The sequence below is a fragment of the Bradyrhizobium sp. Ken01 genome (assembly GCF_055807355.1).
Window position 1 is genome coordinate 121,206 of record NZ_JBVVPC010000016.1, and the last position, 24,496, is coordinate 145,701.

The following is a 24,496-nucleotide window of genomic DNA, read 5'->3' on the forward strand; positions in this document are numbered from 1 at the left end:
GGGCCTGATGCTTATCGCGCGTTGGCTTAGCCGTAATAGCGCCAGCGTGGCGGCGGACGGCGGGCGGGGCGCGCCATCAACAACGCGAGCGCGAAGCCGATGCCGCCGGCGACCAGCAGCGCGCCCATCGGGTTGTCCTGCACCTTCTGGGCAATCGCCTGCGAGCCGTCGCGCAAGGTTTCGGCCGGCTTGTCGTAAGCGTCCTTGGCATAGCTGGCCGCGGTGTCCGTGGCGTCACGCACGGCATCCTTGGCCTGGCCGTAGAGATTCTGCACGGTGCCGGCGGCTTCACGTGCCTTGCCGGACGCCTGTGTCTGCGTATCGCTGGCCATATCTCCGATGGCGCCTTCCGCGCGTCCGGCGAATTCCTTGGCCGATCCGACAATCCGATCTTTATCCATGATGCTCCTCCTCGGGGGTCAGCCCAAGTAACCGATCAGGAGCGGCGCAGTTCCATCAGACTTGAAATTGGACTCAAAGAATAAGCCCGCCGTCGACGACCAGTGTCTGCCCGATGATGTAGGACGACAGCGGCGATGCCAGGAATAGCGCCGCGCCCGCCATGTCAGCCGGCGTGCCCAATCGCCGCAGCGGAATGCGTGAAAGTGCACCTTCGAGCCGCTTGGGATTGTCGGTCGTCACCTTCGTCATCTTGGTGTCGACCAGACCGGGCGCGATGCCGTTGACGCGGATGCCGTCTTCGGCCCAGGCCTCGCCCAGCGTCCGTGTCAATCCGACCGCGCCGGTCTTCGACGCGTTGTAAGCAGGATTGCCCATGGTGGAATGATAGGCCGCGGTCGAGGACACCATGATCAGCGATCCCCGTGAGTCCCGCAACATGGAATGAAAGCGCGTGGCGCAGGCCATCAGGCTCATCAGGTTGACCTCGACGACCTTGCGAAAGCCGGCCATCTCGAACTCGCCGCGGCGATAGAGCACCGCGCCCTGTGCGAGCACCAGGATATCGAGCCGATCGAACGGCGGCTTGAACGCTTCGACCGCGCCGGCATTGCCGACGTCGAGTTGCGCGTAGGAGAGACCGGTGAGATCCGAGCCCTCCTCAGCTGAATATTCCTTCGCGTGAGCACGCGTGCCGCAGACCGCAACTTGCGCGCCCCTGACACGAAAGGCTTGCGCGATACCGTTGCCGATGCCGCTGGATCCGCCGACGACCAGCACCTGCTTGCCTGAGAAATCGAGCTCGTTCGTCATCGCTGGCCTCCCCGATCATCTTGCTTGTTTGACCTGTCTGCGGATCGATGACAGCCTTGTCAATCACAACAAGAACAAGCAGGGCTCAGAGGAAACACCATGTCCGAGTTCAAACAGCTCAGCCGGTCCGTGAAGGGCCTGACCGTTCTCGTCACCGGCGCGGCCAGCGGCATGGGGCGTGCAACGGCCCGCGTGTTCGCCGCTGACGGCGCAAACGTTGCCGTCACCGACTATGACGAGCAGGGCGCGCTGGCCGTGACGAAGGAGGTCGCGGCAAGCGGCGGAGCCGCGAAAGCCTGGAAGCTCGACGTTGCCGACGGCGATGAGATCAAGCGCGTGGTCGGCGACGTCGCGACCCATTTCGGCGGGCTCGACATCATCGTCAACAATGCCGGCATCTCCGTGCGCGTCGCGATCGACGACGAAGCCTATGAGGACGCCTGGGCCAAGGGCCTCGCCGTGATGCTGACGGCGCATCCGCGCATCATCCGCGCCGCGCTGCCTCACTTGCGCAAGTCGAAGAGCCCGCGCATCGTCAACATCGCCTCGACCGAGGCGCTCGGCGCCACCGCGTTGCACAGCCCCTATTCGGCGGCGAAGGGCGGCGTCGCCAGCCTCACCCGCTCGCTTGCGGTGGAGCTCGGCCGCGAAGGCATCACCGTCAATTGCATCTGCCCGGGGCCGGTCCGCACCGCCATCACCGACCGGATCTCGGAAGAGCACAAGACCATCTATGCCAAGCGCCGCACTGCACTGGGCCGCTACGGCGATCCCGAGGAAGTCGCGCACATGACGCTGAGCCTGTGCCTGCCGGCAGCGTCCTTCCTCACCGGCGCGGTGATTCCGGTCGACGGCGGCCTGATGGCGCGCAACGCGTGAGCGGCACCAAAGGTGCGTAGCCTGGATGGAGCGCAGCGCAATCCGGGTTCTCACCTCGCGGGAAGACTCCCCCGGACTACGCTGCACTCCATCCGGGCTACGGGCAGCTATGCGCGCCCAGCGTTGACAACGCGGAACGCGAGAGTAACTTTTTCCTCGACAGAGCGGGACCAACCGCTCGCGGTTCGCGGGAGAAACGTCATGACGATCGCCATCCGGCAGCTTCACAAACATTTTGTCGGCGAGGTCTCTGGCCTCGACCTGCGACAACCTCTCACCGAGGCCGAGGCGCGCGAGGTTGAAGCCGCCATGGACAAATATGCGGTGCTGGTGTTCCACGACCAGGACATCACCGACGAACAGCAGATGGCCTTTGCGCTGAATTTCGGCCAACGCGAGGACGCGCGCGGCGGCACCGTCACGAAGGAAAAGGACTACCGGCTCCAATCGGGCCTGAACGACGTCTCAAATCTCGGCAAGGACGGCAAGCCGCTGGCAAAGGACAGCCGCGCGCATTTGTTCAACCTCGGCAATTGTCTGTGGCATTCCGACAGCTCGTTTCGCCCCATCCCGGCAAAATTCTCGCTGCTGTCGGCCCGCGTGCTCAACCCGAAGGGCGGCAACACCGAATTCGCCGACATGCGGGCGGCCTATGACGCGCTCGACGACGAGACCAAGGCGGAGATCGACGACCTCGTCTCCGAGCACTCGCTGATGTATTCGCGGGGATCGCTCGGCTTCACCGAATACACCGACGAGGAGAAGGAGATGTTCAAGCCGGTGCTGCAACGCCTCGTGCGCACCCACCCCGTCCATCGCCGCAAGTCGCTCTATCTCTCATCGCATGCGGGCAAGATCGTCGGCATGAGCGTCCCCGAAGGAAGGCTGCTGCTGCGCGACCTCAACGAGCACGCGACGCAAAGCGAGTTCGTCTACGTCCACAAATGGAAGCTGCATGATCTCGTGATGTGGGACAACCGCCAGACCATGCACCGCGTCCGCCGCTACGACCAGTCGCAGCCCCGTGACATGCGCCGTGCGACGGTGGCGGGCACGGAGCCGACGGTGCAGCAGCAGGCGGCGGAGTAGGCGCTACTCAGCAATCGGTGTCATCGCCCGGCCTGACCGGTTGAATCCGCCCTGGATGCCCGGTCAAGCCGGGGCATGACAGCGGTGGGTGATACACAAGCAAGAGGCGCTACGCGTGCCCGGCTTCGTTCGAGAGCATGCCGGGATCAATGCCGATCTTGCGCAGCGCGCGTCCGTATTTTTCGTCAACGTCGTCGCCGAAGATCAAATCCGAATCCGCGTCGCAATGCAGCCAGCCATTGCTCTGGATTTCGGTCTCGAGCTGGCCCGGCGCCCAGCCGGCATAGCCGAGCGCCAGGATGGCATGCTTGGGGCCGGAGCCGTTGGCGATCGCGCGCAGGATATCGACGGTCGCGGTGAGGCAGACGCCGTCGTCGATCCGAAGCGTCGCGTTCTCGATGTAGAAATCGCTGGAGTGCAGCACGAAGCCGCGGCCGGTATCGACCGGACCGCCGCGCAGGACCTTCATGCTTTCGGCATTCTCCGGCAGCTTGATGTGCTCGCCCTTGTTGATGATGCCGAGCTGCTGCAACAGCTCGGGGAAGTCGATGCTGCCGGCCGGGTGGTTGACGATGATGCCCATCGCGCCTTCGGCGGAGTGGGCGCAGAGATAGATCACCGAGCGCTCGAAGCGCTCGTCGCCCATGACCGGCATGGCGATCAACAGCTGGCCGTCGAGGTAGCCCGCCGAACTGGGGAGCGCGGGGCTGGGCTTGCGGGTGCCTTCGCCTGTCCTTTTGCCTGTGGGAGCCATCGGTGAAGCACTCCGGGTTCAATTCCTATCCTGATGTCGGGCCGGGCCGCTGTCAAATCAAGGCTTGCAGGGACCTGATTCAAGTGCATCCATCACAAGCAATTCAATGGTTTGCCGCGGGGCGACCCTGTAAAGACGTACCATGCTGACAAGAGTTCCCCGGCGTGCGGCGATTGGCGTCGCAACAACCCTGCTCGCGTCGTCGCTGGCGCTTGCGGCCCATGCCGACGATGCATCGCCGTGGCAGCGGGATGGACATTCCGCGGTGCGGTTGCTGGCAGGATCGCGCAGCGGCGCCGTCCTGCTCGGCGGTATCGCCTTCCAAATCCAGCCCGGCTGGAAAACCTATTGGCGCATGCCGGGCGATTCCGGCGTTCCGCCGCGGTTCGATTTCTCGAAATCCGACAACGTCGAAGCGGTGACGGTGATGTGGCCGGCCCCGCAGAAATTCGACGACGGCGCGGGCGGCCATTCGATCGGCTATCACGACCAGATCGTGCTGCCCCTGCGGATCATCGCCAAGGCGGCCGACAAGCCGGTGACGTTGCGCGCCGAGATCAATTATGCGGTGTGCGAAAAGCTTTGCATTCCCGTCGAGGCCCGCGCCGAGCTTGGCTTCAACAGCGTCGCCTCGACCGAGGATGCCAATCTGCGTGCAGCGCTCGACACCGTGCCCAAGCCTGCCACGATCGGCGATCCCAACCCGCTCACCATACGCGACGTCAAGCGTGACGGGCCCAAGAATGTGGTGGTCGACGTGGTCGCGCCGGATGCGCGCACCGTCAATCTGTACGTGGAAGGGCCGACGCCCGATTGGGCGTTGCCCATCCCGGCGCCGGTCGAGCCCAGCCCACCGGGCGTGAAGCGATTTTCCTTCGAACTCGATGGCCTGCCGCCGGGCGCCAAGCCCGACGGCGCAGCGCTGAAGTTCACCCTGGTCGGACCGGAGAAGTCGTACGAGTTCAATACCAATTTGGAATAGTTGTCGTCCTGGCGAACGCCAGGACCCATTACCCCAGGGATTAGTTTGGCGAAGATTCCTAGTATGGAACGGCTACCCGATCCCTCCCGATAGATCACGCGGTATGGGTCCTGGCTTTCGCCAGGACGACGTTTGGGGTTGCAACACACTCCACCCAACCGAATCTTAACGAATGGTTGCTAATCCCCAAGGCTAGCGCAGAGGCCTGCCGCAGCATGCGCGTGCGCGCCTGGGGATCCTTCGAATTGGCCGTGATGGATGCAGAACCCGCAACGACCGGACCTGCCGGCCTCATCGCGCGGCTGCGCGACAAATTGACGGGCGGGTCGAGCGAGGCATCGCTGACGCGGCGGCTGGCCGGCACCATCTTCGTCATCCGCGTGATCAGCGCCGGCCTTGCCTATTTCTCGCAGGTCCTGCTCGCGCGCTGGATGGGGACGTCGGACTACGGCGTCTATGTCTATGTCTGGACCTGGGTGCTGCTGCTCGGCAGCATGATGGACTTCGGCATCTCGGCCTCCGCCCAAAAGATCATTCCGGAATACCGCGCCCGTGGCGAGCATGCGCTGCTGCGCGGCTTTCTCTCGGGCAGTCGCTGGCTGACCTTCGCCGTTTCCGCACTGGTGTCGCTCGGCCTCGCCGGTGTCGTCAAATTGCTGTCGCCCTGGAGCGATCCGGCCGAAGAGCTGCCGCTCTATATCGGCTGCATGACGCTGCCCGCTTTCGTCGTGGCCAACACCCAGGACGGCATCGCGCGCTCGCATGACTGGATGCAGCTCGGCCTGATGCCGCAATTCATCATCCGCCAGGCGCTGATCATCGGCATCACGGCCTGCGCCTTCCTGCTCGGCTATCATCTCGGCGCGGTCGCCGCGATGGTCGCGAGCGCCGGCGCGGTATGGATCGCGATGACCGGGCAGATGGTGGTGCTGAACCGCAAGCTCGCCGGTCACATCGAGCCGGGCTCCAAGGCCTACGACGTCGGCGGCTGGCTCGCCGTCTCGCTGCCGATCCTGCTGGTCGAAAGCTTCTACCTGCTGCTGTCCTATACCGACGTGCTGGTGCTGCAGCAGTTCCGTCCCTCCGACGAGGTCGGCGTCTATTTCGCCGTGGTGAAGACGCTGGCGCTGGTCTCCTTCATCCACTACGCGATGTCGGCGACAACAGCGCATCGTTTTGCCGAGTACAACGCAAGCGGCGACAAGGCGCGGTTGTCGGCTTACGTGGCGCATGCCATCAACTGGACGTTCTGGCCGTCGCTGGCGGCGACCATCGTGCTGCTCGCGCTCGGCAAGCCGCTGCTCTGGCTGTTCGGGCCGCAATTCGTGGTCGGCTATGACATCATGTTCGTCGCCGCGATCGGCCTCGTGGTCCGATCCGCGATCGGTCCGGTCGAACGGCTGCTCAACATGCTCGGCCAGCAGAAGATCTGCGCGCTGGCCTATGCGCTGGCCTTTGCGATGAACCTGGTGCTCTGCATCGCGCTGGTGCCGCGCTTCGGCGGCCATGGCGCGGCGGCCGCGACCTCCATCTCGCTCAGTTTCGAGACGGTGCTGCTGTTCTGGATCGTGCGACAGCGGCTCGGCCTGCACGTGCTGGCGTTCGGGAAATAGGATCAGCGTCCCGCTCCTTCGCGCTTCCGCTGGGGAACAACCGTTTCGCGGCACGCTGATAGACGCGGCTAAACTCCTGCCTGTTTAAGAGTGACAGCACGATTTTTCTTATTGCCCCAAGTAGTTGCACCGCAGGGAAAGTTTATTCTACGTCATATTGCCCAACTGACGAGATAAACCTAAGATTCCCTGGACATGATCGATCCACTCTACGTCGCCTCCGGTTTCGGCGTCGGCCTGCTGGTCGGGATGACCGGCGTCGGCGGCGGTTCGTTGATGACGCCGCTGCTGATCCTGCTGTTCGGGATTCATCCATCAACCGCGGTCGGCACCGACCTGCTCTATGCCGCCGCCACCAAGACCGGCGGCAGCGTGGTGCATGGCTGGTCGCGCAGCGTGCACTGGCCAGCGGTGCTGCGGCTCGCCTGCGGCAGCCTTCCGGCGAGCGCGCTGACGCTGCTGGTGCTGTGGAAGCTCGACCTCAAGAGCGATTCCGAGCGCAATCTCGTCAACCTCGTGCTCTGCTTCGCACTGCTGCTGACTGCGACCTCGCTGATTTTCCGCAGATCGATCATGGAGCGCTATCGCCGGCGTCTGGAGCAGGTCGATGACCGCACCACCGCGATTGCGACGGTCGTCACCGGAATCGTGCTCGGCGTGCTGGTCTCGATTTCATCGGTCGGCGCGGGCGCGGTCGGCGTCACCGTTCTGCTGCTGCTCTATCCGCGCCTGCCGGTGGCGACCATCGTCGGCTCCGACATCGCCCATGCGGTGCCGCTGACGCTGATCGCCGGCATGGGGCACTGGGCGCTTGGCGACGTGGATTGGGCGCTGATGGGCGTGCTGCTGTTGGGCTCGCTGCCCGGCATCGTCGTCGGCAGCTTCAGCGCGACGCGCGTGCCCGAGACGGTGCTGCGCCTGACACTTGCCTGCGTGCTGTTCGTGGTCGCCGGCAAGATCATGTTCGCGGAGTTGCACCTGTCCTCGGCGTTCGAGACGGCGCTGGCCTGGACGCACTGAACGGAGAACGGCCGCACCACTCTCGCTGTCATCGCCCGGCTTGACCGGGCGATCCAGCACGCCGAGACGGCTGTGGTTGTACCGAGACGCCGCGGCGTACTGGATGCCCCGGTCAAGCCGGGGCATGACGAAGAGCGCTGTCTACTCCGCGGTCCAGCCGCCGTCGATCGACAGGTTGGTGCCGGTGATCTGCGCGGCATCGTCGCCGCACAGGAACAGCGCAAGGGCTGCGACCTGCTCGGAGGTGACGAACTCCTTGGTCGGCTGCGCGTCGAGCAGCACGTCGTTGATGACCTGCTCGCGCGTGAGGTTGCGGGCCTTCATGGTGTCGGGGATCTGCTTCTCCACCAGCGGCGTCCAGACGTAGCCCGGGCTGATGCAGTTGCAGGTGATCTTGCTGGTCGCAACCTCCAGCGCCACGGTCTTGGTGAGACCGGCGATGCCGTGCTTGGCCGACACATAGGCCGACTTGAAGGGCGAGGCGACCAGCGAGTGCGCGGAAGCAGTATTGATGATGCGGCCCCAGCCCTTCTTCTTCATGCCGGGGACGGCGGCGCGAATGGCATGGAAGGCCGAGGACAGGTTGATCGCGATGATCTGGTCCCACTTCTCCGGCGGGAATTCCTCGATCGGCGAGACGAACTGGATGCCGGCGTTGTTGACGAGGATGTCGACCGAACCAAAGCTCTTCTCGCCGAGCGCGATCATCCCGGCGATCTCGGCCGGCTTGGTCATGTCGGCGGGCGAATAGACCGCCTTCACGCCGAAATCAGACTCGATCTTGGCGCGCTCCTTCTCGATGTCCTCCGGCGAGCCGAACCCGTTGATGACGACATTGGCGCCGGCGGCGGCGAAGGCGCGCGCATAGGCAAGCCCGATGCCGCTGGTCGACCCCGTCACGACGGCGTTCTTGCCTGACAGACTACCCATATTACTCGCTCCTTTTTGGCGGGGGCGCAGTGACGTCCCCCGTGAGATCGTAGGTCACCATGGTCTCGCCCGATTGCGGCCGCTCGAGCCAATCCTTGTGGCGCATCGACAGATGCACGTCACGCACGCCGGCTTCCCAATGCTCGACCATGGCGACATGCGAAAAATCGTAGTCCTTGGACGAGGATTCGTAATTCTTGCTGCGATAGATCAGGTGCACGACAGTAACGGTGCTTTCGCGCGATACCTTGGCAAGGAATTCCACGGAAGGGTCATTCTTGAGATAATCGGGCAATTTGGAAATCAGGTCGCGCACGGCCCTGCGGGCGTTGTGCACCTGCTTGTTCTTGTCCGTGTTCATCCGCGTGCGGCTGGAGAAGCGGATATCCTTCTCGCGCTCGCTGGCTTCGAGCAGCGAGGTCGGCAGGTCGCCGCGGGCGCTGAACAGGTCGACCTGGAAGATCAGGAGATCGCGATCGACCTCGGCATCGAGCACGTAGTCGAGCGGCGTGTTGGAGGCGATACCGCCGTCCCAATAATGCTCGCCGTCGATCACGACGGACGGAAAGCCGGGCGGCAGCGCGCCGGAGGCCATGATGTGCTCGGGGCCGATTTTCTTGCCGAGCTTCCTGAACTCGAAATTGTCGAAATATTTGAAATTGCCGGAGGTGACGCCGACCGCACCGACCGAGAGCCGCGTCTTCAGATCGTTGATGCGGTCGAAATCCACCAGACGCTCCAGCGTCTTCTTCAGCGGTGCCGTGTCGTAATAGCTTTCCGCCTCGGGATGGCCCGGCGGCCACATCGGCGCGGGCGGCATGCGCGGGACGAAGAAGCCGGGCACGCCGAAGGTCGCGATCAATGCGGCGCTGGTCGAGTTGAACAGCTCTCGGCTGTGATCGCTCTTGCCGATCGGCTTCCACGGCACCGGCGCGGAGACCATTTCCCAGAATTCCTTGAGCCGCTTGACGCGCGTCTGCCCTTCGTTGCCGGCGACAATCGCGGCGTTGACCGCGCCGATCGAGATGCCGGCGACCCAGTCCGGCTCGAAGCCGGCGTGGCAGAGCGACTGATAGGCGCCGGCCTGATAGGAGCCGAGCGCGCCGCCGCCCTGGAGGACCAGGACACGTTGCGCGTTTGCCGGGATAGTTGCGACTTCTGGGCTATGATGATCGGACATGCGGGAACAATAGCAGATGGCGAGCGACCGTGGCGACAGTCTGCCGCGGCGTCAATGCATCCCGGGATCAAGTCTGGCTTATCGGGCGTCCGTCGAGGCCAGGATCATGGTCCAGAACACCTTGTATTTGGTGCCGGGAGCATAGCCCGCCGCGATGCCCAATTTTGTGACACCGCTCTTGAGCATGTTGGCGCGGTGTGGGGGCGAGTCGCGCCAGCCGGAAAACGCTTCCGCCAGCGTATGATAGCCGGCCGAGACGTTCTCGACCGCAACGGTCGCCGGATAGCCGCCGGCGCTGAGGCGCTTGGCCAGCGGCGCGCGGACGTCATGATCCATCTTGTTGGCCGCAGCCATGGCCTGGGACTGGGATTCGGCGAGACTCATCAGGGCAGGATCGATCACCACGGTGCCGAGCCCGTTGTTCTGGCGGTATTGCGAGATCATGATCGCTGCCGCCTGCGCATCGAGTTTGGAGCCCGGAACGGACATATCGGCATACATCGAAGGCTGCTGGACCGGTGCCTCGTTGCCGGCGCAGCCGGCGAGCAGCAAAAGGATTGATATCGCGGCCGCGGCGCGCATGAACAGGAGCCCCCAAATCAGGCGCCGTTGTTGCATACCAACCGTGGCTGAAAGGTGAATATTGAGGAAAAATTGACCCGTTTAGCCAGCTCAGGTGCCCGCAAAGATCCGGTAGCGGCGGGGCTCCAGGCCGATCGCATCGCCGGCGCGCAGTTCCCTGTCGCGGGGAGCGTCGATCTCGATGGTCCTTCCGCCTGATAGGGCCACCTCGGCCCGCTGCACGGGGCCGAAATTCCGGACATGCTGCACGGCGCCCTCGAAGGCACCGCTGCCGGATGGGCCAACCAGCATGTCGTGTCGCCGCACGAACAGTCTTGACGCGCCAGGCGCAAGGCCATCTGCCGCGAGCCGCAGCGGCCGGTCGCCGAGCGTGATGAGACCGTCCGCGATCAGGACCGGAAGCTCGATGGATTCGCCAATGAAGCTGTGCACGAAGGCGGTCGCCGGGCTCTCATAGACGTCGTCGGGCGAGCCGATCTGCTCGATCCTGCCCTTGTCCATCACCACCACGCGGTTGGCGACTTCGAGCGCCTCCTCCTGGTCATGGGTGACGAAGATCGAGGTGACGTTGATCTCGTGGTGCAGCGAGCGCAGCCATTTGCGCAGCTCCTTGCGCACCTTGGCATCGAGCGCGCCGAAGGGCTCGTCGAGCAGCAGGATGCGCGGCTCGATCGCGAGCGCGCGCGCCAGCGCGATACGCTGGCGCTGACCGCCGGACAGCTGGCTCGGATAACGGTCGGCGAGCCAGTCGAGCTGCACGAGATCGAGCAGCTCCTTGACCCGCGCACGGATGGTCGCTTCGTCCTTGCGGATCGCGCGCGGCTGCACGCGCAGCCCGAAGGCGACGTTCTCGAACACCGTCATGTGGCGGAACAGCGCGTAGTGCTGGAATACGAATCCGACGTGCCGCTCGCGCGCGCCCTGCGCCAGCGCGTCCTCGCCGTTGAAAGACACCTCACCGGAATCCGGCCAGTCGAGACCGGCGATGATCCGCAGCAGCGTTGTTTTACCCGAGCCAGATGGACCGAGCAGCGCCAGCAGCTCGCCGTCATTGACCTTGAGGTCGACGCCGTCGAGGGCTGCGAAGCTGCCGAACTTCTTGACGAGATTCCTGACTTCAATGCTCACTTGCGTCGTGTCCTTCGTCGAGATGATTTTCCAGAACGGTCTTGGCGATCAGCGTGATCAGCGCCAGCATCGCCAGCAGCGAGGCGATCGCGAACGCCGCGACGAACTGGTATTCGTTGTAGAGAATCTCGACCAGCAGCGGCATCGTGTTGGTCTCGCCGCGAATATGGCCGGAGACGACGGAGACCGCGCCGAACTCGCCCATCGCCCGCGCGTTGCAGAGCAGGACGCCGTAGAGCACGCCCCATTTGATGTTGGGCAGCGTGACGCGGAAGAAGGTCTGCAGGCCCGAGGCGCCGAGCGAGATTGCGGCCTCCTCCTCCTGCGTGCCCTGCTCCTGCATCAGCGGGATCAACGCACGCGCCACGAAGGGGAAGGTCACGAAGGTGGTCGCAAGCGCGATGCCGGGCACCGCGAACAGGATCTGGATGTCATGATCGCGCAGCCAGCCGCCGAAATAGCCCTGTGCGCCGAACAGCAGCACGAAGACGAGGCCCGAGATGACGGGGCTGACCGAGAACGGCAAATCGATCAGCGTGATCAGGAAGGTCTTGCCCGAGAATTCGAACTTTGCAATCGCCCAGGCCGCGACCAGGCCGAAGACGAGATTGAGGCCGACGGAAATTGCCGCCACCAACAGCGTCAACTTGATCGCGGACAGCGCCTCCGGATCGGCCAGCGCGGCGAAATAAGCGAATATTCCCTTCGAGAACGCCTGCGCGAACACCACGACCAGTGGCAGCACGACGAAGACTGAGAGAAAGGTCATCGCCAGCGCGATGATGACGATGCGGACCGCGCGCGGTTCGGTGCGCAGGTTGTTCCGCGCGGCCGCCGCATGCGCGCGTGCCTTGGCGTCGGGGGCCGAGAGTGGGACGGAATCTGCGATCTGCATCGTCATGGTCCCGTCCTCACCGCACCGGAATCCGGCTCTGCGCCCAGCGCTGGAGCCGATTGACGGCGAAGATAATGACGAAGGACACGACCAGCATGACCACCGCGATGGCGGTCGCATCGGCATAGCGGAATTCGGACAACCGGATCACGATCAGCAGCGGCGCGATCTCGGAGACGTTCGGCAGATTGCCGGCGATGAAGATCACCGAACCGTATTCGCCGACCGCGCGCGCGAAAGCGAGCGCCAGCCCCGTGAGCAGCGCCGGCCCGAGCGAGGGCAGGATCACGCGAATGATGGTCTGCCAGCGGCTCGCGCCGAGGCTGCCCGCGGCCTCCTCGATCTCGGGATCGAGATCCTGGAGCACCGGCTGCACGGTGCGCACCACGAAGGGGATGCCGATGAAGATCATGGCGACGAAGATGCCGACGGGCGTGAACGCCACCTTGATGCCGGCCGCCGCAAGTGGCGCGCCGAGCCAGCCCTTTTCGGCGAACAACGCAGTCAGCGCGACGCCGGCGACCGCGGTCGGCAGCGCAAAGGGCACGTCGACGATGGCATCGAACAGCCGCCTTCCCGGGAAGCGGTAGCGCACCAGCGCCCAGACGATGATGCTGCCCATCACAAGATTGACGCAGGCGGCCGCGAAGGCGAGTCCAAAGGACACGCGCAAGGCATTCAGGGTGCGGCGGCTGGAGAGGATGTTCCAGAACTGCTCCGGGCTCAGCTCGAGCGATTTCACGAACAGGCCGGCGAGCGGAAGCAGGATGATGATCGACAGCCATGACAGCGTCAGCCCCATCGTGAGACCGAAGCCCGGCAATGTCCGGCGTCGTGCTGCGATTGCGCTCACCAGGCCCCCTGTTTAAGCCCCGCCGACAGCGCCCGATCAGTTCTTGTAGATCTGATCGAAGACGCCGCCGTCGGCAAAATGTTCCCTCTGCGCCTTGGTCCAGCCGCCGAAAAGTTCGTCGATCGTGAACAGCTCGACCTTTGCGAAGGAGTTTTCGTGTTTTTTGGCGATCTCGGGATCGCGCGGACGATAGAAATTACGCGCCGCGATTTCCTGACCTTCCTTGGTATACCAATATTGCAGGTAGGCGTCGGCGACGCTACGGGTGCCTTTTTTATCGGCAACCTTGTCGACGATCGTGACCGGCGGTTCCGCCAGGATCGAGAGCGGCGGCGCCACGATCTCGAATTTCTCCGGACCGAATTCCTTCAGCGCGAGGTACGCCTCGTTCTCCCAGGCGAGCAACACGTCGCCAACGCCGCGCTCGACGAAGGTCACGGTCGCGCCGCGCGCCCCGGTGTCGAGCACCGGCACCTGCTGATAGAGCTTTCCGATGAAATCCTTGGCTTTGTCCGCCGAGCCGTATTTCTTCTGCGCAAAGCCCCAGGCCGCCAGATAATTCCAGCGCGCGCCGCCTGATGTCTTCGGGTTCGGCGTGATCACGGCGACGCCCGGCTTGAGCAGATCGTCCCAGTCCTTGATGCCCTTGGGATTGCCCTTGCGGACCAGGAACACGATGGTCGAGGTATAGGGCGAGGAATTTTGCGGCAACCGCTTCTGCCAGTCAGCCGTCGTGAGGCCTTTGCCTGCGATGGCGTCGATGTCGTAGGCGAGCGCAAGCGTCACCACGTCGGCCTGCAATCCGTCGATCACGGCGCGCGCCTGCGAACCGCTGCCGCCATGCGACTGCTTGATCTCGACGCTCTTGCCGGTTTCCTTCTGATAGGCACTCGCGAACGCCTTGTTGAACTCGACATAGAGCTCACGCGTCGGATCGTACGATACGTTCAGCAGATTGATGTCAGCGGCGAGAGCCGAGCTTGCCAACAAGCCTGTCACGAGCAGTCCTGCCGCGAGCGGAACGATACGGCGCATCATGTCCATCTCCATTCACATCAATGACGTCGGCGTCATCGATGGCAGGCATAACTCGGGGCGAAACGCGCTTAAGTCAACGGAACCGGATTTTCTTGTTCGTAGCCGGGCAGCGTAACTTTGCTACGAAGTCTTCATCGTGTGGATGCCGCATTCCGTTTTGGCCCGACCGCGCCAGCGACCGGCACGCTCATCCTCGCCCTCAGTCGTTCTGCTCGTGCAAGGCATACACCCAACCGACAGGAAACCGGACGCAACCAGCGGATGACGCGGCAATTTGGCGCGGATGAAAATCGCTTCGAGTTCCTCGCGCGAAACATTGGCAAAGGGATTGAACTTCAACCGCGCACCATCGTCCTCGACCACCGGGATGTCGGCGCGCGAGTTGCCCTGGAAGCGCTTGCGACCGTTGAGCCATGCATCGAACGATGTCAGCGCCCGCGCCAGCGGCTCGACCTTGCGAATACGGCAGCAGGCGTCGGGATCGGAGAACCAGAGGTCGCGATCGGGATCTTCGCGCGACAGCGTCTCCTCGGCAGGTTTGACCGAGCGGACGTCCTTCAGGCCCAGCGTCGCGATCAGCGTGTCGCGATAGGCCAGCGTCTCCTCGAACAGCCAGCCGGTGTCGAGGAAGATCACGGGGATCGCCGGATCGACGTCGGCCATGACCTTCAGCAGCGTCGCCGATTCCGTTCCGAAGGACGACACCAGCGCAAGCTTGTCGCGCCCGACCGTCTTCAGCGCAGCGGCGATGATTTCGGCGGGCGAGGCATCGCGCAAGGCGCGATCGAGCTCCTCCGCCGAAGGCAGCGCAGAGGCGGAGATTGACGAAACTGGAGACGCGACTGCGTTCACGTGCCGACCCCCTCGGAATGACGCAGTTGCATGCGCCGGTGCAGCGCCGTGATGCGGCCGTCACCGGTGGGCTGGTAAAAGACCGAGTAGCGCTTCGCGGTCTGCATGAAGGCTTCCGCGTCGGCCTGCTTCCTGACGTCGAAAGAATCGAAGCCCGCACGCAGCATGAACACGAACTGGTCCCGCAGGATCTGGCCCGTCGCACGCAATTCGCCGCGATAATTGTAACGCTCGCGCAGCAGCCGCGCCTGGCTGTAGGCGCGTCCGTCGCGGAAGGTCGGGAACACCAGCGCGACGACGGCGAGCTTGCCGAGATAGGGCACCAGCTCGGCGATGTCGCGATTGTTCGGCCAGATCACACCGATTTTGCCGGTCCTCTTGAGCAACGCATCCGCGTCGCCGACGAAGCGCTCCGCCGGCACCAGGATGTCGCCGCCCTCGGGCAGCGGCGTGTCGACGGCGAGCTTGACGAAGCTGTCGTCGGCGATCTTTCCGCCGTTAACGAGTGGCATAAACGCGCTCCTTGAAGGGTTCGACGCCGAGGCGCTTCACGGTGTCCATGAACAGCTCTTCGGGCCGCTCGCGCAGCGCCAGATAAGCTTCCACGATATCCTCTACGACATCGGCGACCTCGTCGAACTTGACGCCGGGGCCGATCAGATTGCCGAGCGCGGCACTCTCGTCGGCGCGTCCGCCGATGGTGATCTGGTAGACTTCCTCGCCGTTCTTCTCAACGCCGAGAATGCCGATATGGCCGACATGGTGATGGCCGCAGGCGTTGATGCAGCCGGAGATGTTGATGTGGAGACGGCCGATCAGATTGGCCAGTTCGTGATTGGCGAAGCGCCGCGTCAATTCCTGCGCGATCGGGATCGAGCGCGCATTGGCCAGCGAGCAATAGTCGAGACCCGGGCAGGCGATGATGTCGGTGATCAGATTGACGTTCGGCGTCGCCAGCCCGAGCTTGTCGAGCGCCTTCCACAGCGCCGGCAGGTCGCGCTTGGCGACATGCGGCAAAGCGAGGTTCTGCTCGTGGCCGACACGGATCTCACCGAACGAATATCTGTCGGCGAGATCGGCGAGCGCATCCATCTGCTCGGCGGTGGCATCGCCCGGAGGCGCGCCGATCGGCTTCAGCGAGATCGTGACGATGGAATAGCCCTGGACCTTGTGCGGAGCGACCGAGTTCTTGCGCCATGCCTCGAAATCCGGATCGGCCGCGGCCTGGCGCAGCTCGTCCGGCATGTGCGGCAGCTTCTCGTAGGCGGGATAAGTGAAGCGCGAGCGGATGTCCTCGACCACTTCGTCGTCGATCTGGAGCGAGGAGTTGCGGATGTGCTGCCACTCCTCCTCGACCTCGCGCGAGAACTTCTCGATGCCGAGCTCGTGCACGAGGATCTTGATGCGCGCCTTGTAGATGTTGTCGCGGCGGCCGTACTGATTGTACACCCGCAGAATTGCCTCGATATAGCTGAGGATGTCGCGGCCGTGCACGAAATGCTTGATGGTCTTGCCGATGAAGGGCGTGCGGCCGAGTCCGCCGCCGACCAGCACCTCGAAGCCCGTCTCTCCATTCTCGTTCTTGATCAGGCGCAGGCCGATATCGTGGATCTTGATCGCGGCGCGATCATGGTCCGACGCGGTGATCGCGATCTTGAACTTGCGCGGCAGGAACGAGAATTCCGGGTGCAGCGTGGTGTGCTGGCGGATCAGCTCCGACCAGATGCGGGGATCCTCGATCTCGCCGGGCGCGACGCCTGCCCACTGGTCCGATGTGACGTTGCGCATGTTGTTGCCGGAGGTCTGCATCGCATGGATGCCGACCTCGGCGAGATCGGCCAGCGCATCCGGCAATTCGGCGAGCTTGATCCAGTTGAACTGGATGTTCTGCCGCGTCGTGAAATGGCCGTAGCCGCGGTCGTATTTGCGCGCGACGTGGGCGAGCGCCCGCAGCTGGTTCGACGCCAGTGTCCCGTAGGGGATAGCGACGCGGAACATATAGGCGTGCAGTTGCAGATAGACGCCGTTCTGCAGCCGCAAAATCTTGAACTCGTCCTCGGTGAGCTCGCCGGACAGGCGGCGCTTCACTTGGTCGCGGAATTCCGAGACGCGCTCGTTGACGAGCGTACGGTCGATTTCGTCGTAAGCGTACATGAGAGAATGCCTTAAACCTGGACCGGCTGTCCGATGGTCACGCCGGTGCGGCGGATCTGTTCGCGCAGATTGCCGGGTTCGACCTTGCCGTCGGCACCGACCTGTACAGGGGCGATATAGGGACCGATTGCGCCGACGTCATCGGCGACGGACTCGGCAAGCAACGCTTTCGCCTCGTCGGAGTTGCGCACGATCGCGGCTTCCGACAAGTCCGCGGACCAGCTCTTGGCGGCGGTGCGGTAAACCACGATGCCGTCCCAGGTGCGGTTGGCGGTCACGACCGAGGGGCCGGCGATCTTGATCTTCTTCTGTTCAAGCGGGGAGGTCATTCGGCTGCATCCAATAGGTCAGAGATGATTTGTTTTGGGGTTTGGCGACGAAGCGAACCGGCATGCCGGACCACATCGCCGATGATGAGAATGGCGGGACCGCCGTTGGTCCGGCGGACCAGCTCAGGCAGGTCGCGCAGCGTGCCGATCGCGCCTTGCGCATCGGGCCGCGTGACGCGGGCGAACACGCCGACCGGCGTCTCCGGCGAACGACCGGCGGCCAAGAGGCCGGCCCGTATCGCCGGCGCAGCCGTCATGCCCATGTAGACCACGACGGTCATCCTGGCGTCGGTCAGTGTCGACCAGTCCACGACTTCCGCGTCGCGCGCCTTGTGCGCGGTGAGGAAGGTGATGCGGGTCGCTTCGTTCCGATAGGTGAGCGGCACCTCGAAATCGGCGGCACCGCCGAGGCCTGCGGTAATGCCGGGAATGATCGAATAGGCAACGCCGGCGGCACGCAACGCTTCGACTTCTTCGCCGCCGCGGCCGAACACGAAGGGATCGCCGCCCTTCAGCCGCACCACACGCTGGCCGGATTGGGCGGCCTCGATCATGCGCTTGTTGATGGCGTCCTGGCCGATGCCGGGCTTGCCGACGCGGCGGCCGACCGGCACGCGCGTGGTGTCACGGCGGATGCGGTCGAGAATTTCAGGCGAGACCAGCTCGTCATGGAAGACGATGTCGGCATCCTGGAGCGCGCGCAGCGCCTTGATGGTGAGCAAATCCGGATCACCCGGACCGGCGCCGACCAGCGCGACCGAGCCTTCCGGCTTGTCGGCCCGTGCGAACGCGGATGGATCGGAAATCGCCTTGAGCGCCGCGTCCGCCTCGCCTTTGCGGCCGGCCAGAACGGCGGCGCCGATCGGGCCGTCGATGACGCGCTCCCAGAAGCGGCGGCGCAGCGGAAACTCGGCAATACGTTCGTTGATGGATTTGCGGAAGCCGCCGATGAACTCGGCCAATTCGCCGATCCGCGCCGGCAGCAGCGCCTCGATCTTCTCGCGCACGCGCCGCGCCACCACCGGCGACGTGCCGCCAGTGCCGATAGCGACCACGACATCGCCGCGATCGACGATCGCCGGGAAGATGAAGCTGGAATGCTCGAGATCGTCCATGACATTGACGGGCAGGCCGAGCGCCTTGGCGCGAACCGACATCGCCACGCCGACATCGCCTGCGCCGGCGCAAACGACCGCGATGATTCCCGAGAGATCGGCGGTCAGCGGATCGGCCGCCGCAATGTCGATACGCGCGGCGTCCTCGGAGCTCAGACCCAGGTCGTGATTGCCGTCGATCGCATGCACGCGAATGCGCGCACCGGCCGCAGTGAGCACGCGCAGCTTGGCGCGCAAAAGCTCACCCGCACCGATGAGGACCACCGGACCGGCCTTGAGATCGAGGAACACGGGCAAGAACCGCATACGATACTCGCTTCCCCCACATCCGGGGTTGACTGGAATTATTTTCTATATATGTGTCGTTTCGAGCGCGCAAAGAGAAAATTTTTTCTTCTATCTTGCACCGCAACTATAGAATTTTCGCCTCCAAACGCAAAGTGGCAGAGATGCATCTTCTCAAGGACAATTCCCCTGCTGGCGGGCTGAGCAGCCCGGCCGCGGCCGAGCGCGCGCACACGCAAGAATTTTCTGCTGACCTTGCCCCGAGCATGGACCATCTCGACCAGCTCGAGGCCCAGAGCATCTACATCTTCCGCGAAGCCTTCGGCCGCCTCAAGAAGATCGCCCTGCTGTGGTCGCTCGGCAAGGACTCCAACGTCATGATCTGGCTGGCGCGCAAGGCGTTCTTCGGCCGCCTGCCGTTCCCGGCCCTCCATGTCGACACCGGCAAGAAATTTCCGGAGATGTATCGCTTCCGCGATCACTACGGCAAGGAATGGGATCTCGATCTGCGCGTCGAGCCCTGCCCGCCGATTGATGCCGTCGACCCAACGCTGCCGCCCGCCGCCCGTTCCGCCGCGCGCAAGACCGAGGGCCTCAAGATGGCACTCGCCAAATACGGTTTCGACGGTCTGATCGCCGGCATTCGCCGCGACGAGGAGGCGACGCGCGCCAAGGAGCGCGTGTTCTCGCCGCGTGGGCTCGAAGGCAATTGGGACGTGCGTGACCAGCCGCCGGAATTCTGGGATCACTTCAACGCCTCGCCGCCGCAAGGCGCGCATTTGCGCATTCATCCGATCCTGCATTGGACCGAGTCAGATATCTGGGCCTACACCAAGCGCGAGAACATCCCGATCATCCCGCTGTATCTGTCGCAAAACGGCAAGCGCTATCGCTCGCTGGGTGATCAGGACATCACCAACCCGGTCGCCTCAAACGCGTCGACTATCGACGAGATCCTGATCGAGCTCGAGCAGACCAAGGTGCCGGAACGTTCCGGCCGCGCGCTCGACCACGAGACCGAGGACGCTTTCGAGCGCCTGCGCGTCGCCGGCTATCTCTGATCAAGGACGCGAGCGTCGTATGAACATGATCGTCACCCCCGCATCGCCCGCCACACCGAACGGCACCACGCGTCCGCAGGTCCGCATCGTCATCGTCGGCCATGTCGACCATGGCAAGTCGACGCTGGTCGGCCGCCTGCTGCACGAGACCGGCAGCCTGCCCGACGGCAAGCTCGACATGCTCAAGGCCGTCAGCGCGCGGCGCGGTATGCCGTTCGAATGGTCGTTCCTGCTCGACGCACTCCAGACCGAGCGCGACCAGGGCATCACCATCGACACCACGCAGATCCGCTTCCGCACCAATTCGCGCGACATCGTGCTGATCGACGCACCCGGCCACGCGGAATTCCTGCGCAACATGATCACCGGCGCCTCGCAGGCCGACGGCGCGGTGCTGATCATCGACGCGCTTGAAGGCGTGCGCGACCAGACGAGGCGGCACGGCTATCTCCTGCATCTGCTCGGCGTGAAGCAGGTCGCGATCGTCGTCAACAAGATGGACCGCGTCGACTTCGCCGCCGAGCGCTTCAAGGCGATCAGCGACGAGATCTCGGCGCATCTGCAGAGCCTTGGCGTGAAGCCCACGGCCGTGATCCCGATTTCCGCCCGCGACGGTGACGGCGTCGCCGAGCGCACCGACCGCATTGGCTGGTACAAGGGTCCCACCGTGGTCGAAGCGCTCGACAGGCTCGAGCCGGCGCGGCCGCTGGAAGCCTTGGCGCTGCGCCTGCCGGTGCAGGCGATCTACAAGTTCGACGACCGCCGCATCGTCGCGGGCCGGATCGAATCCGGCAGCCTGGTTGCCGGCGACGAAATCGTGATCATGCCCGCCGGCAAGATCGCCAGGATCAAGACGGTCGAGAGCTGGCCGGTGACGCCGGTCGCGGGCCGACAGGGTGCGGGCCGCTCGGTCGGCATCACGCTCGACCGCGAGCTGTTCCTCGAGCGCGGCGACATCATCGCGCATACCAATAGCGCGCCGCGCGAGACGCGGCGGCTGCGCGCGCGGATCTTCTGGCTGCACGACAAGCCGCTGGCCAAGGGCGACCAGCTCCTGGTTCGCTGCGGACCGAAGGAAAGCCGCGCCACCGTCGTCGCGATCGAGAAGGCGGTCGATCCGGGCGAACTGTCGAGCGTCGAGAACAAGGCGATCGGCCGCAACCATGTCGGCGAGATCGACATCTCCCTTTCGAATCCGATTGCCACCGACCCCTACACGGAAAATCCGCGCACCGGCCGTCTCGTGATCGAAGTGTCCGGGCGCATCGCCGGCGGCGGTCTCGTGCTGTCGGTCGATGCCGGCCAGCGCGCCCTGCCCGTCGACATCGTGCCGGTGGAATCGGCGCTGCGGCCCGACGAACGCTCCGCGCGCTATCGTCACAACGGCGCCGTGATCTGGCTCACCGGCCTCCCCGCCTCCGGCAAGTCGACGCTCGCAAAAGCGTTGGAGCGGCGGCTGTTCAGCAATGGCGGCTCGCCGATCCTGCTCGACGGCGACACGCTGCGTGCCGGGCTCAACAGCGATCTCGGCTTCTCGGCCGCTGATCGCAGCGAGAACATCCGGCGTCTCGCCGAAGTCGCGACGCATCTCGCCCGCAACGGCCACATCGCGATTGTCGCCGCCGTCTCGCCCGCCCGCGAGGACCGCGCCACCGCGCGCCGCATCGCCGACACTTCGTTCCGCGAGATCCACGTCGCGACGCCGGCGGGAATCTGCGAGGAGCGCGACCCCAAGGGCCACTACAAGAAGGCCCGCGCCGGCACGCTCGCGTCGTTCACCGGCATTCTCAACGACTACGAGACGCCGCAAGCCGCTGAGCTCGTGATCGATACCTCGACGCGGACGGTCGCCGAGGCGGCGGACGAGATCGAACAGATGCTCAAGACGACCGGCGTGCTGTTCGACGAACTCGTGGACCTCGCCGCGAATATTTGAAGCCGGGCTGCTGCCCCGCTGTCGTCGCCCGGCTTGACCGGGCGACCCAGTATTCCACCGAGAGCAGTGATTCAGCCGAGAGGCCGCGGCGTACTGGATTCCCCGCCTTCGCGGGGAATGACACCGTGCGTCGGCCGCCCACCCCGCCTTGACATTTTGACAACTTTTGGGGGCCTTCTCACGGCCCCGATTTTGGGGCTAATAGGGCCCTGAAAGCCGCTCCTTGGAGCGCATTTTGCTGCTGTCGGATCAAAAGCAGCCAAAAACAGCCATTTCCAACGAGAAAGCCCATCATGAAACGCGTCGACGCCCACGGATTGAAGATCGCTCCCGTCCTGTTCGATTTCATCGCCAAGGAAGCGGCCCCGAAGACGGGAATCGCGCCGGATGCGTTCTGGGCCGGGCTCGCCGCCATCATCAAGGAGCTGGGCCCGAAGAACCGCGCGCTGCTGGCGGAGCGCGACACGCTGCAGGCCAAGATCGACGACTGGCACCGCGCCAACAAGGGCAAGGCGTTCGACCTCAACGCCTATACCGCCTTCCTGAAGGAGATCGGCTATCTGGTCCCGGAGCCGGCGACGCAGACGGTCGAGACCGCCAATGTGGACGAGGAGATCGGCACGATCTGCGGCCCTCAGCTCGTCGTGCCCCTGACCAACGCACGCTACGCGCTGAATGCGGCGAATGCGCGCTGGGGCTCGCTCTATGACGCCTTCTACGGCACCGACGCGATCCCGCACGATCCGTCCGAGAGCGGCAAGGGCTACAACAAGGCACGCGGCGACAAGGTCATCGCAAAAGCGAAAGCGTTCCTCGATGCCGCGGTGCCGCTGGCGACCGGCAGTCACACCGACGTCACCGCCTATAGCGTGGTCGCGGGCCAGCTCGCGGTGAAGCTGAAGAGCGGCAATGCCACCGCGCTGAAGAACGCCGCGCAATTCGCAGGCTTCCAGGGCCATGCGGCCGCACCGAGCGCGGTGCTGCTCGCCAACAACGGCCTGCATGTCGAGGTGAAGATCGACCGCAGCAGCGCGATTGGCAAGGACGATCCGGCCGGCGTCGCGGACATGGTCATGGAGTCCGCGGTCTCCACGATTCTCGACATGGAAGACTCGGTCGCGGCCGTCGATGCCGAGGACAAGGTGCTGGTCTATCGCAACACGCTCGGCCTGATGAACGGCACGCTGTCGGCCGATTTCGAGAAGGGCGGCAAGACGCTGACGCGCTCGCTCAATGCCGACCGCAGCTACAAGACGCCTGACGGCAAGGGCGAAGTGAAATTGCACGGCCGCAGCCTGCTGCTGATGCGCAATTGCGGTCACCACATGTTCACCGACGCGGTGCTGGACGACAAGGGCGAGGAGATTCCGGAAGGCCTGCTCGACGCCGCCGTCTCCGGACTTCTTGCCGTGCATGACTTGAAAGGCAACTCCAACGTCAAGAACAGCCGCACCGGATCTGCCTATATCGTCAAGCCGAAGATGCACGGCCCCGACGAGGTGTCGCTGACCTGCGAGATCTTCGATCGCGTCGAAAAGATGCTGTCGCTGCCCGAGAACACGCTCAAGGTCGGCATCATGGACGAGGAGCGGCGCACCACCGTCAACCTCAAGGCCTGCATCCAGCGCGCCTCCAAGCGCATCATGTTCATCAACACCGGCTTCCTCGACCGCACCGGCGACGAGATCCACACCTCGATGGAGGCGGGTCCGATGATCCGCAAGAACGAGATGAAGGCGCAGGCCTGGATCAAGGCCTATGAGGACTGGAATGTCGACATGGGCCTGATCTGTGGCCTGCCCGGCCATGCCCAGATCGGCAAGGGCATGTGGGCCGCGCCGGACAAGATGGCGGACATGCTGGCGCAGAAGCTCGCCCATCCGCAGGCCGGTGCCACCACCGCCTGGGTGCCCTCGCCGACCGCCGCGACGCTGCACGCGCTGCACTACCACCAGGTCCACGTCGCCGCGCGCCAGCAAGAGCTCGCCAAGGCCGGCCCGCGCGCAAAGCTCGAGGACATCCTCACCATCCCGGTGTCGAAGTCGAACTGGGCGCCCGACGACGTCAAGCAGGAGATCGACAACAACTGCCAGGGCATCCTGGGCTATGTCGTGCGCTGGATCGACCAGGGCGTCGGCTGCTCCAAGGTGCCTGACATCCACGACGTCGGCCTGATGGAAGACCGTGCCACCCTGCGCATTTCCAGCCAGCACTTGGCCAACTGGCTGCACCAGGGCGTCATCACCGAGGCGCAGGTGATGGAATCGCTCAAGCGCATGGCGGTCGTGGTCGACAAGCAGAACGCCGGCGATCCCGTCTACAAGCCGATGGCGCCCGCCTTCGACGGCACGGCCTTCAGGGCGGCGAGCGACCTCATCTTCAAGGGGCGCGAGCAGCCCAACGGCTACACCGAATACATCCTCACCGCCCGCCGCCGCGAGGCCAAAGCGGCTGGCTGAAAAGGCGACCGGCTGAGCCCAGCCAGTCAACACCGAAAGCCCCGGCTCGCGCCGGGGCTTTTTTGTTCGCGCAGTAGATGGGGTAACGGGTCGGCCTCCGCGGCCAAGCCGCGCTAGCTACGGCGCTATGTGATGCGCGCGTCGCGCGGC

At 64.4% G+C, this 24,496-nt stretch carries 23 protein-coding genes; 8 read left to right on the forward strand and 15 right to left on the reverse strand.

Annotated elements, in window-relative coordinates:
- Positions 1–26: 26 nt before the first annotated feature.
- Complete coding sequence (locus AC0L3S_RS17720; protein WP_473280129.1) at positions 27–401, reverse strand: CsbD family protein; 375 nt, start codon at positions 399–401, stop codon at positions 27–29.
- A gap of 73 nt (positions 402–474) precedes the next feature.
- Entirely contained in the window at positions 475–1,212 is a 738-nt protein-coding gene (locus AC0L3S_RS17725) for an SDR family NAD(P)-dependent oxidoreductase (protein WP_473280131.1), read from the reverse strand.
- A gap of 99 nt (positions 1,213–1,311) precedes the next feature.
- Here AC0L3S_RS17725 and AC0L3S_RS17730 point away from each other — a divergent pair, with 99 nt between their 5' ends.
- Entirely contained in the window at positions 1,312–2,091 is a 780-nt protein-coding gene (locus tag AC0L3S_RS17730; RefSeq protein ID WP_473280133.1) for an SDR family NAD(P)-dependent oxidoreductase, read from the forward strand.
- A gap of 201 nt (positions 2,092–2,292) precedes the next feature.
- Positions 2,293–3,180, forward strand: coding sequence for a TauD/TfdA dioxygenase family protein (locus AC0L3S_RS17735; protein WP_473280135.1), 888 nt, complete (start codon positions 2,293–2,295; stop codon positions 3,178–3,180).
- A 109-nt stretch (positions 3,181–3,289) separates the two neighbouring features.
- Here AC0L3S_RS17735 and AC0L3S_RS17740 read toward each other — a convergent pair whose 3' ends face one another.
- The gene (locus tag AC0L3S_RS17740; RefSeq protein ID WP_473264606.1) at positions 3,290–3,934 is read right to left on the reverse strand and encodes a YqgE/AlgH family protein; all 645 of its coding nucleotides are present in this window, start codon (positions 3,932–3,934) and stop codon (positions 3,290–3,292) included.
- Between the two features lie 142 nt (positions 3,935–4,076).
- On the opposite strand from AC0L3S_RS17740, the gene AC0L3S_RS17745 reads away from it, so the two are divergent.
- The 3 genes from AC0L3S_RS17745 to AC0L3S_RS17755 all read left to right on the forward strand — a co-directional run bounded on the left by AC0L3S_RS17745 (position 4,077) and on the right by AC0L3S_RS17755 (position 7,549).
- Positions 4,077–4,916, forward strand: a complete 840-nt coding sequence (locus AC0L3S_RS17745) for a protein-disulfide reductase DsbD domain-containing protein (protein ID WP_473264605.1) — start codon at positions 4,077–4,079, stop codon at positions 4,914–4,916.
- Between the two features lie 245 nt (positions 4,917–5,161).
- A complete protein-coding gene (locus tag AC0L3S_RS17750) occupies positions 5,162–6,529 on the forward strand; it encodes a flippase (protein ID WP_473280155.1) in 1,368 nt (455 codons plus the stop codon).
- A gap of 195 nt (positions 6,530–6,724) precedes the next feature.
- Positions 6,725–7,549 (forward strand): sulfite exporter TauE/SafE family protein, encoded by an 825-nt coding sequence (locus tag AC0L3S_RS17755; RefSeq protein WP_007599859.1) that lies wholly within the window; start codon positions 6,725–6,727, stop codon positions 7,547–7,549.
- A 141-nt stretch (positions 7,550–7,690) separates the two neighbouring features.
- Here AC0L3S_RS17755 and AC0L3S_RS17760 read toward each other — a convergent pair whose 3' ends face one another.
- The 12 genes from AC0L3S_RS17760 to cysG form a co-directional block, all read right to left on the reverse strand.
- Entirely contained in the window at positions 7,691–8,479 is a 789-nt protein-coding gene (locus AC0L3S_RS17760) for a 3-hydroxybutyrate dehydrogenase (RefSeq protein ID WP_106941870.1), read from the reverse strand.
- A 1-nt stretch (position 8,480) separates the two neighbouring features.
- On the reverse strand, positions 8,481–9,659 hold the full coding sequence (locus AC0L3S_RS17765; RefSeq protein ID WP_473280137.1) for a DUF3734 domain-containing protein: 1,179 nt from the start codon (positions 9,657–9,659) through the stop codon (positions 8,481–8,483).
- Positions 9,660–9,737: 78 nt separating this feature from the next.
- Positions 9,738–10,241, reverse strand: a complete 504-nt coding sequence (locus tag AC0L3S_RS17770; protein ID WP_473264601.1) for a CAP domain-containing protein — start codon at positions 10,239–10,241, stop codon at positions 9,738–9,740.
- A 90-nt stretch (positions 10,242–10,331) separates the two neighbouring features.
- Complete coding sequence (locus AC0L3S_RS17775; RefSeq protein ID WP_473264600.1) at positions 10,332–11,369, reverse strand: sulfate/molybdate ABC transporter ATP-binding protein; 1,038 nt, start codon at positions 11,367–11,369, stop codon at positions 10,332–10,334.
- Positions 11,359–12,270 carry a sulfate ABC transporter permease subunit CysW gene (gene cysW / locus AC0L3S_RS17780; RefSeq protein WP_473264599.1) on the reverse strand — a complete coding sequence of 304 codons (912 nt, stop codon included), beginning with the start codon at positions 12,268–12,270 and terminating at the stop codon, positions 11,359–11,361. The genes AC0L3S_RS17775 and cysW overlap by 11 nt, the downstream gene beginning before the upstream one ends.
- Positions 12,271–12,280: 10 nt before the next feature.
- Complete coding sequence (gene cysT / locus AC0L3S_RS17785; RefSeq protein ID WP_473264615.1) at positions 12,281–13,066, reverse strand: sulfate ABC transporter permease subunit CysT; 786 nt, start codon at positions 13,064–13,066, stop codon at positions 12,281–12,283.
- An 87-nt stretch (positions 13,067–13,153) separates the two neighbouring features.
- Positions 13,154–14,155, reverse strand: coding sequence for a sulfate ABC transporter substrate-binding protein (locus tag AC0L3S_RS17790; RefSeq protein WP_473264598.1), 1,002 nt, complete (start codon positions 14,153–14,155; stop codon positions 13,154–13,156).
- Positions 14,156–14,275: 120 nt separating this feature from the next.
- On the reverse strand, positions 14,276–15,007 hold the full coding sequence (locus tag AC0L3S_RS17795) for a phosphoadenylyl-sulfate reductase (protein WP_473280139.1): 732 nt from the start codon (positions 15,005–15,007) through the stop codon (positions 14,276–14,278).
- Positions 15,004–15,519, reverse strand: a complete 516-nt coding sequence (locus AC0L3S_RS17800) for a DUF934 domain-containing protein (RefSeq protein ID WP_473280141.1) — start codon at positions 15,517–15,519, stop codon at positions 15,004–15,006. The genes AC0L3S_RS17795 and AC0L3S_RS17800 overlap by 4 nt, the downstream gene beginning before the upstream one ends.
- Positions 15,506–17,161, reverse strand: coding sequence for a nitrite/sulfite reductase (locus AC0L3S_RS17805; RefSeq protein ID WP_473280143.1), 1,656 nt, complete (start codon positions 17,159–17,161; stop codon positions 15,506–15,508). The genes AC0L3S_RS17800 and AC0L3S_RS17805 overlap by 14 nt, the downstream gene beginning before the upstream one ends.
- An 11-nt stretch (positions 17,162–17,172) precedes the next feature.
- On the reverse strand, positions 17,173–17,490 hold the full coding sequence (locus AC0L3S_RS17810; protein ID WP_007599842.1) for a DUF2849 domain-containing protein: 318 nt from the start codon (positions 17,488–17,490) through the stop codon (positions 17,173–17,175).
- Positions 17,487–18,911, reverse strand: coding sequence for a siroheme synthase CysG (cysG, locus tag AC0L3S_RS17815; RefSeq protein ID WP_473280145.1), 1,425 nt, complete (start codon positions 18,909–18,911; stop codon positions 17,487–17,489). The genes AC0L3S_RS17810 and cysG overlap by 4 nt, the downstream gene beginning before the upstream one ends.
- Before the next feature lie 245 nt (positions 18,912–19,156).
- Between cysG and cysD the strand changes: the two genes are divergently transcribed.
- The 3 genes from cysD (at position 19,157) to AC0L3S_RS17830 (ending at position 24,346) form a co-directional block, all read left to right on the forward strand.
- Positions 19,157–19,951, forward strand: a complete 795-nt coding sequence (gene cysD / locus AC0L3S_RS17820) for a sulfate adenylyltransferase subunit CysD (protein ID WP_026232781.1) — start codon at positions 19,157–19,159, stop codon at positions 19,949–19,951.
- A gap of 19 nt (positions 19,952–19,970) precedes the next feature.
- Complete coding sequence (gene cysC / locus AC0L3S_RS17825) at positions 19,971–21,887, forward strand: adenylyl-sulfate kinase (protein ID WP_473280147.1); 1,917 nt, start codon at positions 19,971–19,973, stop codon at positions 21,885–21,887.
- A gap of 293 nt (positions 21,888–22,180) precedes the next feature.
- On the forward strand, positions 22,181–24,346 hold the full coding sequence (locus AC0L3S_RS17830; RefSeq protein ID WP_473280150.1) for a malate synthase G: 2,166 nt from the start codon (positions 22,181–22,183) through the stop codon (positions 24,344–24,346).
- Positions 24,347–24,496 lie beyond the last annotated feature (150 nt).